This is a genomic window from Sphingomonas sp. SORGH_AS_0789 (assembly GCF_031453055.1).
GTDB lineage: Bacteria > Pseudomonadota > Alphaproteobacteria > Sphingomonadales > Sphingomonadaceae > Sphingomonas.
Genome location: NZ_JAVIYV010000001.1, coordinates 3,719,484 through 3,733,452 on the forward strand (window position 1 = coordinate 3,719,484; position 13,969 = coordinate 3,733,452).

Consider the following 13,969-nt stretch of genomic DNA (forward strand, 5'->3'; position numbering starts at 1 on the left):
CGGCTTCGACCCGCCGGAGCCGCTGCGGCATAGCGTGCAAAAGCATCGGCCAAATGCTTTTGCACGACGAAGTTCAGCGGGCGATACCGATCAGAGTGGTCGCATCGTAACCCGCCGCGACGTTGCCGCTGAACACCGGCGTCTGCTGCGCGACCTGCGCCGCGCTGTTGTCGCCGAAGATGCCGTCGCTGGACAGCGAAATGCGCGCGAACTTCGCGGCGCTCGACGGATAGGTCGTGGCATCGGCATAGACCGCCGAGCAGGCGGCGCTCGGCATCGCCAGCTGCGAGGTCAGGACCGCATAACGACCGCCCAGCGCATTGGAGAGGCTGGAGAAGACCTCGAAATGCATATGCGGCCAGCGCCCGTCATAGCAGCCGGGGAAGATGGTGGTGAAGCTGACCTGGCCATTGGCATCGGTCACCTGGACCCCGCGCAGATAGCTTTCCGCCGGGGCGGTATAGAGCGAATAGAGCCCCTGCCGGTCGCAATGCCACAGATAGACCGCATAACCGGCCAGCGGTGCGCAGGTGGCGTTGACGTCGACCAGGGTCAGCGTGATCTTCAGCAGGACGCCGGTCGCGACCGTGGTGGTCGATAGGAAGCTGGGGCGGATGTCGCTGCGCACGACGCCGCTCACGGTGAGGATGTTGGACGTCCCCCCGGAGGCGGTGTTGGTGCCGTCGCCGGGATAGGGACCGGCGGTTTCGGCCGGGTCGGCGATGCACGCCGCGCTCGTGCCGCTGGCGGTCGGCGTGGGGGTGGCGCTGGCGGTCGAGCCGCTCACCACCGCGACGCTGCCCGGCGCCGCGTCGCTGCCGCCGCAACCCGCGACCAGCGCGGCGGTGCCCGCACCGGCAAACCACTTTAGCGCGCGACGGCGCGCCATCAGCGTCTCCATGACCTTCAGATCGTCGGCCAGGCTGTGGGCGTGGTCGGGATGGCGGTCGGACATGCACTCATACTCCTTCGGACAGAAGGAGCATGTCGGCGTGGCGGATTGCCCGGCTATGTCGGGATGCCGCCATGATGTTGCAGCGTGTGTCAGCTCGCCAGCGGCAGCACCACACGCGCCATCGCGCCGCGATCGCCATTTTCCAGCGTCGCCGCGCCGCCGTGCCGCGTCGCGATCGACCGAACGATGGCGAGACCCAGCCCGGTGCCGCCGGTGGCGCGGTTGCGTGAGGGGTCGCCGCGCACGAATGGCTGGAACAGTCGTTCCGCCTGCGTCGGATCGATGCCGGGTCCGTCGTCGGCCACCCATATGCCGACATTCCCGCCCGCGACCTCCCACCCGATCGTCGCCCGCTCGCCATAGCGCACCGCATTCTCGATCAGATTGGAAAACAGCCGCCGCAACGCCGCCGTATCGCCGCGCACGACCGCACGCGGGCCGGGCATCAGCGTCACGGGCTGACCGGCATCGGCCATGTCTTGGACCAGACTGTCGAGCAGGCTGGCCAGGTCGAGGCGGCGCGCGTCGGCCTGGACCGCCTCGTCCCGAGTGAAGGCCAGCGTGGCGGCGATCATCGCGCGCATCTCGCCGATATCGGCGGCGGCACGGGCGCGCGCGTCCTCGGGCAGCTGTTCGACACGAAAGGCGAGCCGCGACAGCGGCGTGCCGAGGTCATGCGCGATCCCCGCCAGCATCGCGGTGCGCGCCTCGGCATGGTGCGCCAGACGGGCGTGCATCGTCGTCACCGCACGCGCCAGATCGCGCACCTCACGACTGCCCCCCGGCAGCGCGGGCAGCGCAGCGCCGGTGCCCGCCTGATCGGCGGCGCTGGCGAGGCGGCGCAGGGGCCGGGTCAGCGCGCGGGCGATGGACCATGCCGGCAGGGACAGCAGCAGGATCGCGACCAGCATCGCCAGCATGGTGCGGACGTGCCAGCGCGTCAGATAGGGCGGCACATGGCTGCGCACGACCCACCAGCCCGCTCCCTCATGCCAGGCGAAGGTGAAGCTGCCGACAAAGGCATCGCGCTCCGTCTTGCCCGCCGTTTCGGTAAAGGCCAGGACCGCGGCGGGCGAGACGCCCAACTCGGCAGCGAGGCGACGACGGGCGGTGGGATCGGCGACTTCCCCGCTACGGGCCATGGGCGGGGCCCGTTCCCTTCGACGCCGTGGCGGCCCCGGTCCGGGATCCTGGCCATCGGCCGCTTGCGCCACGCCGAGCGGCGGGCCGCCCCGGTCGAAGGGCGGCGGCCCCTTGCCTTCCAGCGTCATCGCGATCGAGCGCAGGCTGCTGGGAAAGTCGAAGGGCGGCGGCCCGGAAAAGGTGACCACGAACGAGATCGCCGTCGCCACCAGGACGGAGACGATGACCAGCAGGAAGATCGGCGCCGCGATCGAGGCCCCGCGCCGGTCGCGTCGCCGGTCAGCGACGCTCGACATCGGCCGTGAACAGATAGCCTTCGTTGCGCACGGTGCGGACCAGATCGTCGCCGCCGCGCCCGTCGGATCGTTGCAGCTTGCGGCGCAACCGGCTGATCTGGACGTCGATCGCGCGGTCGAAATGCTCGGCATTGGCCCCGCGCGACTGGTCGAGCAGGAAGTCGCGGGTCAGGACGCGGCGCGGATGCTCGACCAGTACGATCAACAGGCGGAACTCGCCATCGGACAGGTTGATGAGGACCTCGTCCGGATCGAACAGCTGCCGTCCCAACGGATCGAGCCGCCAGCCCGCGAAACGCAGATACGCACGCTCCGGCAATGCCGTCTGGACCGAGCCGATCGCGGCCGGCCGCCCCTGGTTGCGACGCAGGACCGAGCGGATGCGGGCCAGCAGTTCGCGGGGATTGGCGGGCTTGGCGATATAATCGTCGGCGCCCATTTCCAGTCCGACGATCCGGTCGACCTCTTCGCCGATCACCGACAGGATGATGACCGGCGGCGCGGTCGCACGGTCGAGGCTGCGAAGCACCGACAGCCCGTCCTCCCCCGGCATCATCACGTCGAGAACGACCAGCGCATAGGCATGGCGCACCAGCGCCGCCCGCATCGCCGCCGCATCCTCGGCGACATCGACGACATAGCCATGGTCGGCGAGGAACGCCGCCGTCAGCTCGCGAATGCCGGGATCGTCGTCGACGATGAGAAGGCGGGTTTCGAGGTCCATGGTCTCGATCGGTTCAGGACGGGCGACGGTCTGCATGACGCCCGGATGCCGTCCCGGTGTATCGCGCGGATTGCAGCGCTGCAACATCGCCAGAACGGGACCGGACTGTGGCCGGGGCGCCACACCGGGATCGGGCCGACCCGACCTTCGTCGCGGGGCGCGGACCGGAGCGTTCGATCACCCTGTCGTCAGGATGGGTAAGTGCTGGAGCCGCCCTGACCCGAATACGTCGTTCCGATCCGGGAACGAGATCGCCTTGCCCTTGTTTTCGTGGGCAAAGGAGATCGCATGAACGCCAATTCGCGCCTGACCGCCCTCACCCGGATCGGCTTTGCAACGCGCGGCCTGCTCTATCTCGTCATCGCTTTTCTCATCCTTCGCACCGGCAGGGCCGAGGACCCCAGCGGCGCCATCGCGTATCTCGGGCGGGGCGGCGGCCAGATCCTGCTGGGGATCATCGCCGTCGGTCTGGTGGCCTATGGCATCTGGCGCCTGGCCGACGCCGCGCTCGACATCGAGCGTCACGGCACCGATCGCAAGGGCGTGATGGAGCGGGTCGGCGCGGGGGTCAGCGGCGTGGTGCACCTTTTCCTGGCGTGGCAGGCCGTCGCGGTGATGCGGGGCGCGGCCCTGTCCGGGGACGGCACGCGCGAAGGCGCGCGAACGGCGCTTCAACTGCCCGGCGGCTGGGCGCTCGTGCTGGTCGGGGCGGTGGTGCTGGCGGCGCTGGGTGCGGTCCAGCTGGTCAAGGCGACGAAGGGGTCCTTCCTGCGCTATCTGGACGCCTCGGTCGCGCGGCAACGCTGGGTGCAGTGGAGCGGTCGCGCGGGATATGCCGCGCGCGGGCTGGTGTTCCTGATCAGCGGCTATCTGCTCGCACGGGCCGGGATCGAGGAACAGGCGGGCGAGGCCGGCGGCATGGCGCGGGTCCTGTCATGGCTGACCAACCCGTTCGACCTGATCGTCGGCGCAGGGTTGCTGGCGTTCGGACTCTTCAGCCTTGTCGAGGCGCGCTATCGGCGGCTGCATGACGTGCCCGTCGGCGCGGCGATCCGGCGGGCGACCAGCTGGCATTGATCGGTCCGCGTCCCACGCAGCGATGGGGGGATCAGGCCGCCACCGCCTCGGGCAGGTCGTCATCGGTCAGGGTCGAGGACCGGCGGAACTGACCGGCATTCTCATCCAGCCACGCCGCCGCCGTCGCCCGCCCCAGATCGCGCAGTTCCTGGATCTTGGACCAGCGGGTGTCGAGCTTGCTCGCCGAGCCGCGTTCAGCCAGCGCGGTCGGGGCGGCCATCATGTGCAGATTGGTCGCGGCCAGCGCCTGCATAGCCGGATCGGACGAGCCCGCGCTGCGGGCAATGGCCTGCACCTCGGTCAGTGCCTTCAGATCGCGCAACAGGCAGGCGTTGAAGCCGATATCGCTCATCCGCCCGATGATCCCGCCCAGCGAGGTCGGCGCCTCGTCCACACCGAAGGGGGTGATCTGCACGATCAACAGGTCGGTCGCGCCATGATGGTCGAAGATCAGCGGCTCCAGCGCGGGGTTGGCGGAAAAGCCGCCGTCCCAATAGTCCTCGCCATCGATCGTCACCGCCGCGAACAGATCGGGCAAGCAGGCCGACGCCATGATCGCATCGACCGTGATCTCGTCGTTGCGGAACAGACGCGCCGCGCCGTTCGACACCGCAGTTGCGGCGATATAGAGCGGCAGCGCCCCGTCGCGCGTCAGGGCGCTCAGATCGATGCTCGACGACACCACCTGGCGCAGCGCCCGCATCTCGCGCAGTTGTGGAGACAGATGCGCCAGATAGCGGCTCATCATCTTCGACATTTCGAGCGAGCGCCGGAACCACGGCTCGAACAGCGGCCCGCCCCATTGGTGATCGAAGGCGCGTAGCGGCGATCCGTGCGACACCGCCCTCCACAGCCGCTCCAGCCCCGCCAGCGCACCGTCCCGGCCGCCGATGGCCAGTCCCGCGACCAGCGCGGTGCCGTTCAACGCCCCGGCGCTCGCCCCGCTGACCGCGACGATGTCGATCTCCTCCTCCAGCAGACGCTCGATCACGCCCCAACCATAGGCGCCGTGCGCCCCGCCCCCCTGCAAGGCCAGCGCCAGCCGAGGACGAGCGGAAGAGGTCGAAGGCGATGCGGTGTCGGTCATGGCGGGCTCCCGAAAGGCGTCCTCACGGGTCTGCGACGACCCATGGTCCGCTTGGGGATGCAACGAACGCCGCCGGATTTGGATGCAGTGCAGCATGAAACCGGCCCATGGCCGGGGCGGTCACGCCGCGTCCCGCGTCAGTCGCGTGTCCTCCCGATCCGGACGTCCCGATAGCGCGGGTTGAGCAGGTGGAAGACCAAGAGCGCGACCAGATAGGCCAGGCCGCAGGCGATGAAGAAGGGCTGGTAGCTGCCCACCCGGTCGAGCAACATGCCCAGCGCCTTCGACGCGATGAAGCCGCCGGTCGCCCCGGCAAAACCGCCCAGCCCGATCAGCGTACCTTGCGCATAACGGGGGAACTGGTCGCCGGGCAGCGCGAAGAGGTTGGTCGAGAAGCCCTGATGCGCCGCGCAGGCCAGACCGATCATCGCCACCGCGATCCAGATGCTGCTCGCCTGTGCCGCGAACATTACCGGCAGCGCGAACAGTGCGCAGAAGAACATCGCCCGCTTGCGCGCCCGCCCGGTCGCCACCCCGGCCTTCAGCAGCCGCGACGAATACCAGCCGCCGACGATCGCGCCGACATCCGCCATGATATAGATGGCGACAAGAGGCGGCCCGAAGCTCTTGAGATCATAGCCGTAACGGCTGTGGAAGAAATCGGGCAGCCAGAACAGGAAGGTCCACCAGACCGGATCGATCAGAAAGCGCCCGGTCATATAGGACCAGGCCTCGCGGTGGCGCAGGACGGTGAGAAACCCGGCGCGGCCGCTCGTCTCGGCGGGCTCGGTCTCGATCCAGGCGCGCTCCTCGGGCGTGATGCGCGGATGGGCATGGGGCGGGTGATAGAGCCGCCACCAGGCCGCCAGCCAGACGAGGTTGAACAGCCCGGTGATGATGAACGCCCAGCGCCAGTCGAGCACCAGATCGGCGACGATGAAGCCGATCAGCAGCGGCGTCACCACCGCCCCGACATTGGCCCCGGCGTTGAAGATGCCGATGGCCAGCGCCCGTTCCTTCTTGGGAAACCATTGCGACGCGGCGGCGAGCGCCGAGGGATAGGTCCCCGCCTCCCCGAAGGCCAGCGGGATGCGGGCGATCACGAAGCCGGTGGTCGAGGTGACCAGCGTCTGCGCGAAATGCCCGATGGTCCAGCTGCCCATCGCCAGCAGATACCCGGCGCGCGGCCCGATCCGGTCGATCAGCCAGCCGAACAACAGGAAGCCGATGCCATAGGCGACCTGGAAATAGCCGGTGATGTCGCCGTAACCGCTATTGGTCCAGCCATAGAGCGCGGTCAGCTGCGGCTTGAGCACGCCCAGCACCAGCCGGTCGATATAGCTGAGCACCACGGCGGCGAAGAGCAGGCCGCAAATCACCCAGCGGACCCGCCCGCGCGGCGGCGGCACGGCGTGCGCGGCGGTTTCGGGGGCGGTCGCGGCGGCGTTGGCCATGTCGCTCATCTCACCAGCTCCACAGGGTGCCGTCCTCCAGCCGGTTCACCGGCAGATAGGCGCGTTTATAGGGATAGGTTTCCGCCAGTGCCTCGTCGATCTCGACGCCCAGCCCCGGCGCATCGCCCGGATGCATCATGCCGTCCTCGAACCGGTAATGATGCGGGAAGACCGCGTCGGTCTCGTCCGTGTGCGGCATATGCTCCTGAATGCCGAAATTGGGCACCGACAACCCGAAGTGCAGCGCCGCCGCCATGGTGACGGGCGACAGGTCGGTCGCGCCGTGGCAGCCGGTGCGGACCTGATACAGATCGGCGAGCGCGGCGATCCGGCGCAAATGGGTCAGCCCCCCGGCATGGACGACGGTGGCGCGGACATAGTCGATCAGCTGGTTCTCGATCAGATGTTTGGCGTCCCAGATCGAGTTGAAGATCTCGCCCACCGCGATCGGCGTCGTCGTATGCTCGCGGATCAGGCGGAACGCGTCCTGGTTCTCGGCCGGGGTCGCATCCTCGATCCAGAAGGGGCGATAGGGCTCCAGATCCTTGCCCAACCGCGCCGCCTCGATCGGGGTCAGCCGGTGGTGGACGTCGTGGAGCAGGTGCACGTCCCAGCCCAGCGCCTCGCGCGCGGCGGCGAACAGTTCGGGGACGATGCGCAGATATTTCTCGGTCGACCAGACGCTCTCGCTGGGCAGGTCGGCATCGGCGGGCTCGTAACGCTGTCCCGCCTTGGCGACGCCATAGGTGGAGGCCAGCCCCGGCACCCCGCATTGCAGGCGGATCGCGCGATAGCCTTCGTCGCGGTGGCGGATCGCGGTGGCGATCGTATCTTCGATGCTGGTGCCGTTGGCGTGGCAATAGACGAGGCAGCCGTCGCGCGCCGCGCCGCCCAGCAACTGATAGACGGGCAGTCCGGCGATCTTGCCCTTGATGTCCCACAGCGCCATGTCGACCGCCGCGATCGCGGTCATCGTCACCGGGCCGCGCCGCCAATAGGCGCCCTTGTAGAGATATTGCCAGATATCCTCGATCCGGTGCGCGTCGCGCCCGATCAGGCAGGGGATGACGTGATCCTGCAGATAGCTGGCGACGCTGAGTTCGCGGCCGTTGAGCGTCGCGTCGCCCAGGCCGGTGGTGCCGTCGTCGCACTCGATCTTCAGCGTGACGAAGTTGCGCCCCGGAGAGGTCACGATCAGGCGGGCGGAAACGATCTTGGGCATGGCGGCGTCCTTCAGGCGACCAGAAGCGCGACAGAAGGATGGCTGCGCAAAACGGCATGGCGAATCATTCGATGCCTGCGGCTCATGACGGCCCTCTCCTGTCAGGCAGCCGGTCTGACCGGACTTGCCAATTGGTCTGATAGCGGTAACGTGCGGGTCAAGCGTCGGCTTGTCAATCGCCGACACATCGGGAGAGCATGGCATGAAACGGATTCGCGCATGGGCCACCGCGCTGTCCCTATCCTTGGTGGCGTTGCCCTTTCCGGCGATGGCGGATGATGGCTATGCGCTGTGGCTGCGCACCGCCGCACCGACGGTCGGGCAGGCCGATGTCAGGGTGTCGGGCACGTCTCCGACGCTGGAACTGGCGGGCTCCGAACTGAGGCGCGCCCTCCCCTCGGGCACGCCGCCCGTCATGGTGGCAACCGCATCGGACCCGGCCCTGCGCACGCTGCGGCTGAATTTCGGCGGGCTGGGCGAGGAAGGGTATCTGGTCCGCCCGGTGACGTTGCAGGGCCGGACCATGCTTCTGGTCGCGGGCAACAGCGATCGCGGCGCGCTCTATGGTGCCTTCGCGCTGCTCCGCCATCTTGCCACTGGCGGAACGGCCGATCGGGTCGAGCTGCGGTCCGCGCCCAAGGTGAAGCTGCGCGTGCTGAACCATTGGGACAATCTCGATGGCTCGATCGAGCGCGGCTATGCGGGCCAGTCGCTGTGGGACTGGTGGACGCTGCCCGACTTCCGCGATCCGCGCTATACCGACTATGCCCGCGCCAACGCCTCGATCGGGATCAACGGCACCGTCCTGAACAACGTCAACGCCAAGGCCGACAGCCTGACCGCGCCCTATATCGCCAAGGCGGCGGCGCTGGCCGATGTCTTCCGCCCCTGGGGCATCCGTGTCTATCTCTCGGTCAAATTCTCCGCACCGATCGAACTGGGCGGACTGACGACCGCCGACCCGCGCGATCCGGCGGTGGCGGCCTGGTGGAAGGCCAAGGCGGACGAAATCTATCGCGCCATCCCCGATTTCGGCGGCTTCCTGGTCAAGGCCAATAGCGAGGGGCAGCCGGGCCCGCGCGATTACGGGGCCAGCCATGCTGACGGCGCCAACATGCTGGCCGCCGCCGTCAAACCCCATGGCGGCATCGTGATGTGGCGCGCCTTCGTCTATGCCGAGACCGATCCCGAAGATCGCGCCAAACAGGCCTATACCGAGTTCAAGCCGCTGGACGGCAAGTTCGCCGACAATGTGCTGGTGCAGGTGAAGAACGGCGCGATCGACTTCCAGCCGCGCGAGCCCTTCCACCCGCTGTTCGGCGCGATGCCGCGCACGCCCCTGATGATCGAGTTCCAGATCACCAAGGAATATCTCGGCTTCGCGACCCATCTCGCCTATCTCGGCCCGCTGTTCACCGAGGTCCTCGACGCGAAGACCGGGTGGAAGCCGGGCGAGACGGTCGCCGATGTGGTCGACGGCGCGGCGGAGCATCATGCGCTTTCGGGCATGGCGGGCGTCGCCAATATCGGGCGCGACCGCGACTGGAGCGGATCGACCTTCAACCAGGCCAATTGGTACGCCTTCGGCCGCCTCGCCTGGGACCCCGACCTGTCGGCACAGGCCATTGCGCGCGACTGGACCGAGCAGACCTTCGGCACCGACCGCCAGGTGGTCGATACGGTCACCGCGATGATGATGGGATCGCGCGAGGCGGTGGTCGACTATACCGGCCCGCTCGGCCTCGCGCATCTGATGGCGACCGGCCATCATTACGGGCCGGGGCCATGGGTGGCCGATCTGGCGCGCCCCGAATGGAACCCGGCCTATTATCACCGCGCCGACGCGAGCGGTATCGGCTTCGACCGGACCGCGAAGGGAAGCAACGCGGTCGGCCAATATGCCGCGCCGGTCGCCAGAACCTTTGCCGACCCGGCGACGACGCCCGAGTCGATGCTGCTCTGGTTCCACCACCTGCCCTGGGATCATCGCATGACGAGCGGGCGCACTTTGTGGGACGAAATGGTCGCGCATTATGATCGCGGCGTCGCCTATGTCGGCCAGATGCAGCGGCAATGGGACACGCTGCGTCCCAAAATCGATGCCGAACGCTGGCAGAAGACCGCGACCTATCTCGCCATCCAGGAGAAGGAAGCCCGGTGGTGGCGCGACGCGAGCCTGGCCTATTGGATGTCGGTCAACCATCGCCCCCTCCCCGCCGGGGTCCGTGCGCCCGAGCATGACCTGGCCTGGTACAAGGCGCGGAGCTTTCCCTACGCGCCGGGCCAGGCGCACTGACCGGAGGCGGAGCGAGGCCGGACCATCGCGACGCCTTTGGTCCGGCCGCCTGTAGGGCGTCGGCGCGAGCGGACGGCATGACCGGCCTGCCTTGCAGATTCCTGTAACGGCCGCACCGCGACCAAGGGACCCGCGAACGCCGGCCCGCAATCGATAACAGCTTGCAGATGGGCAAGAATCTTCGCCGGGACGCTTTGGTCTAGCCAATTTCATTTGACTTACAGACCAATAGGCCTGACGATACCGCTATCAACGAAGCCGCATCAGACGGTTGTGAGGGGAAGCGGAATGACATCCATGGCATCATCATGCCCGACCCGATCGGGCGTCACGCGGGCCGCATCATCGGCCGCCGCCTTGCCGCACCGCTCGCCCGACGCCTGATCGCCCCGACCGCCATCAACATTCGAATAGCCGCATGTCCCGGCGAAGGGCAGCGGACCGACCGAGAGGACCTGACATGAGGACTGTGCCCCCCATCCGCCTGCGCCGCCTGGCCCTGCTGTGCGCGACCGCCGCCGGTGCCATGAGCGCGTCGACCGCGCTTGCCCAGGCGGTGCCGCCGCCCCAGGAACAGGTTCCCGCCGACGGCCAGGACAATGGCCCGTCGACGCCCCCCGCGCCGCAGACCGACCAGACCCAGGGCACGACGAGCGAGGACATCGTCGTCACCGGCTATCGCTCGAGCCTGGCCAAGTCGACCAACGCCAAGCGCGCCTCGACCGGCTTTACCGATTCGATCTTCGCCGAGGATATCGGCAAGTTCCCCGACACCAATATCGCCGAGTCCTTCAACCGCATTCCGGGCGTGACCATCACCCGCGACGTAACCGGCGAAGGCACCAACGTCGCCATTCGCGGCCTGGGGTCTAACTTCACCAACGTCACGCTGAACGGTGCGCCGATTGCCGTCGCCTCCTCGGGCGCGACCGACGCGCAAGGCACCGACCGCTCGGTCGACCTCAGCTTCTTCCCGACCGACCTGTTCACCAAGCTGACCGTGAACAAGAGCTATACCGCCGACCTGCTCGAAGGCGGCGCGGCGGGCAATATCGACCTGCGTTCGGCGCGGCCCTTCGATCGCCAGACCTCGTTCGTCGCCTATAACGTCCAGGCGTCCAACCAGACGCCCGAGGACCGGATCGGTGCGCGCGGATCGCTGATCGGCAGCTGGCGCAACGACACCGTCGGCATCCTGGCGGGCGTCTCGGCGCAGCGGCTGTTCACCGACACGCGCGGCTTCGAGACGATCGGCTATACCAACCCCGCGCTGACCGCCGCGCAGTGCGGCGCGACCAGCGGATGCAACAGCACCGGCGGCGGCAACTGGACGATCCCGTCGGTCGTGCCCGCGGGCGCGGGCGGCGGTCTGGTGGCGGGGACGACGATCGACCGCAACTTCCTGCTCGCCAACAATCCGGGCGCGACCATCCAGCAGATCGACAACGGCCTGCTGCCGCGCCTGGGCCGCGTCACCAGCATCCGCGGGCCGCGCGACCGCATCAACGCGATCGTCAGCGCCGAATATCGCCCCACCGACCAGCTGCATTTCTACATTGACGGCCTGTACGGCTTCAAGAAGAACGAGCTGACGCGCGAGAACATGGCCTGGATCGTCCGCAACGGCGCGATCATCCCGACCAACCTGACCTTCGACAAGGCGGATTGCAGCGCGGGCTGCACCGTGACCGGCGGCACCTTCGCCAATGTCCAGTTCTTCAACGAATTCCGCCCCTATACCGAGACGACGCACCTGTTCAGCGTCAATCCCGGCGGCGAGTGGGAGATCAACGACAAGCTCAAGCTGAACATCCAGGGCAATTACGCGCGCTCGACCTTCCACCGCGAAAGCCCGACCGTCGGCATGACCACGCCGCTGGGCGCTGGCAACACCGTCACCTATTCGAACGACGGCGGCATCCCGACGATCACCAGCGCGCTCGACCTGAACGATCCGAAGAATTTCGGCTGGAATGCGGGCAGCCGCGTCAACCTCCAGGACGAGCGGCGGCTGTACATCAACAAGGGGATGCGCGGCGACCTGACCTGGGGCGACACCGCGCTCAACGTGAAGATCGGCGGTGCGTTCGACAATACCGCGCGCCGCATCCGGGGCTTCGACAACAGCCAATATTGGCAGAACGCGGTGTGCGGCAACAATCCCAACGTCGCGGTCCCCTCCCCCAATTCGCAGCCGCCCTGCGAGGGCCTGAACGCGCCCGGCGCGGCCCCCGCCGGCTATCCCACCTATCCGGGCTATGGCACCGGCTATACGGCAGGGATGAGCGGGCCGGTCAGCTATGGCGGGTCGCTGATCCCCAACAGCGCGGCGTCGAGCTATCTGATGCCGGGACCGGCCGGGTTCGTGACGGTCAACTGGCCCGCCTTCGCCAAGGCGAGCAACTATCAATTCTATCACGACAACGCCCCCGAAAATGGCGGCGCGAACACCGGCGCGAGCGCGGGCTATATCCGCGAGATCGTCAAGTCGGCCTTCGCGACCGTCAACGGCGCGCAGGAACTGGGCGGCAACACGCTGCGCTTCAATGTCGGCGTGCGCTACGTCAACACGATCCAGACGATTTCGGGCCGCGTCTCGCTGCCCGATCCGCGCAACACGACCGCCTCGGGCGCCTCGCTGCCCGATGGCAGCCGCTATCCCAGCATCGTGAACATCGCCAACACGCGCAACGTCTATTCGGAATGGCTGCCCGCCGCGACGCTGGCCTATGACATTGGCGAGCATGCGGTGGTGCGTGTCGCGGGCTCGCGGACGATGACCCGCCCCGATCCCTCGGCGCAGCTGCCGGGCGTCAACTTCGGCGCGCCCTCGGCCGACCAGGCCTCGATCGGCAATCCGGCGCTGGCGCCCTATCTGTCGACCAATCTGGACCTGGGCTTCGAATATTATACCGGGCGGGAGGGCGTGATCAGCTTCAACGCCTTCCGCAAGTCGATCGAGGGCTTCACGACGACCGCGATCTCGACGGTGCCCTTCTCGAACCTGGCGCAGTACGGCATCACCTATGACACGCTGAACTCGACGCAGCAGATCGCGATCAACGCGCGCGGCGGGCCCAACCAGGCGCAGGTGCAGGTCACCTCGCAGGTCAACGTGCCCAACAAGCTGACCATCAACGGCCTGGAATTCCAGTGGGTCCAGCCGCTCGACTTCCTGACCCGTGCGATCGGCATCACCGGCTTCGGCTTCAACGCCAACGCCACCATCGTCGACCAGCGCAGCGACGGCCCCGCCGTGGCGTTCGGCGTCGCGCCCTTCACCTACAACATCACCGGCTATTACGAGAAGAACGGCGTGATGCTGCGCGTCGCCACCACCTCGCGTCAGGGCGCGCAGAACAGCGGCGCGGCGCAGAACGGCATTCCCAATGCCGCGCTGTTCGGCACCGACTTCACCACCTATGACTTCTCGTCGTCCTTCGACTTGGACAAGCTGTTCGGCATGCCCGGCGCGCCGCAGCTGACCATCAACGTCGCCAACTTCACCAACGCGACGCTGCGGTCCTATTTCCAGTTCGAGAACGCCACCTTCACCCAGTACAAGCCCGGCCGCCAGTTCCTGATCGGTCTGCGCGGAACGTTCTGACCCTCTGCTTCGGCAGGCCCGGCGGAGCCGATCGGCTCCGCCATCCTCTCCCGACAAACTTCGGGCTCCTTCCACATCGGTGGAAGGAGCCCGTTCTTATTCCGGCAA

General features: G+C 67.7%; 10 protein-coding genes. 4 read left to right on the plus strand and 6 right to left on the minus strand.

Annotated elements, in window-relative coordinates:
* Positions 1–73: 73 nt before the first annotated feature.
* The 3 genes from QE360_RS16800 to QE360_RS16810 all read right to left on the minus strand — a co-directional run bounded on the left by QE360_RS16800 (position 74) and on the right by QE360_RS16810 (position 3,154).
* On the minus strand, positions 74–955 hold the full coding sequence (locus tag QE360_RS16800) for an intradiol ring-cleavage dioxygenase (protein ID WP_309703405.1): 882 nt from the start codon (positions 953–955) through the stop codon (positions 74–76).
* Between the two features lie 89 nt (positions 956–1,044).
* Positions 1,045–2,394 carry an ATP-binding protein gene (locus QE360_RS16805; RefSeq protein ID WP_309703409.1) on the minus strand — a complete coding sequence of 450 codons (1,350 nt, stop codon included), beginning with the start codon at positions 2,392–2,394 and terminating at the stop codon, positions 1,045–1,047.
* Positions 2,378–3,154 (minus strand): response regulator transcription factor, encoded by a 777-nt coding sequence (locus QE360_RS16810; protein ID WP_309703411.1) that lies wholly within the window; start codon positions 3,152–3,154, stop codon positions 2,378–2,380. The genes QE360_RS16805 and QE360_RS16810 overlap by 17 nt, the downstream gene beginning before the upstream one ends.
* Before the next feature lie 252 nt (positions 3,155–3,406).
* Between QE360_RS16810 and QE360_RS16815 the strand changes: the two genes are divergently transcribed.
* Positions 3,407–4,195, plus strand: coding sequence for a DUF1206 domain-containing protein (locus QE360_RS16815; protein WP_309703413.1), 789 nt, complete (start codon positions 3,407–3,409; stop codon positions 4,193–4,195).
* A gap of 31 nt (positions 4,196–4,226) precedes the next feature.
* Here the strand turns inward: QE360_RS16815 and QE360_RS16820 are convergent, their stop codons facing one another.
* The 3 genes from QE360_RS16820 to manD form a co-directional block, all read right to left on the minus strand.
* Positions 4,227–5,282: a patatin-like phospholipase family protein gene (locus QE360_RS16820; RefSeq protein ID WP_309703415.1), complete on the minus strand. Its 1,056-nt coding sequence runs from the start codon at positions 5,280–5,282 to the stop codon at positions 4,227–4,229.
* Between the two features lie 137 nt (positions 5,283–5,419).
* Positions 5,420–6,736 carry an MFS transporter gene (locus QE360_RS16825; RefSeq protein WP_309704216.1) on the minus strand — a complete coding sequence of 439 codons (1,317 nt, stop codon included), beginning with the start codon at positions 6,734–6,736 and terminating at the stop codon, positions 5,420–5,422.
* Positions 6,737–6,746: 10 nt separating this feature from the next.
* Positions 6,747–7,958 (minus strand): D-mannonate dehydratase ManD, encoded by a 1,212-nt coding sequence (gene manD, locus QE360_RS16830; RefSeq protein WP_309703419.1) that lies wholly within the window; start codon positions 7,956–7,958, stop codon positions 6,747–6,749.
* A gap of 202 nt (positions 7,959–8,160) precedes the next feature.
* On the opposite strand from manD, the gene QE360_RS16835 reads away from it, so the two are divergent.
* From QE360_RS16835 to QE360_RS16845, 3 genes are all read left to right on the plus strand, one after another.
* On the plus strand, positions 8,161–10,254 hold the full coding sequence (locus QE360_RS16835) for an alpha-glucuronidase family glycosyl hydrolase (RefSeq protein ID WP_309703421.1): 2,094 nt from the start codon (positions 8,161–8,163) through the stop codon (positions 10,252–10,254).
* Between the two features lie 308 nt (positions 10,255–10,562).
* Positions 10,563–10,718, plus strand: a complete 156-nt coding sequence (locus QE360_RS16840) for a hypothetical protein (RefSeq protein WP_309703423.1) — start codon at positions 10,563–10,565, stop codon at positions 10,716–10,718.
* On the plus strand, positions 10,715–13,861 hold the full coding sequence (locus tag QE360_RS16845; RefSeq protein ID WP_307098017.1) for a TonB-dependent receptor: 3,147 nt from the start codon (positions 10,715–10,717) through the stop codon (positions 13,859–13,861). Before QE360_RS16840 ends, QE360_RS16845 begins: the two co-directional genes overlap by 4 nt.
* The last annotated feature ends 108 nt before the right edge of the window (positions 13,862–13,969 follow it).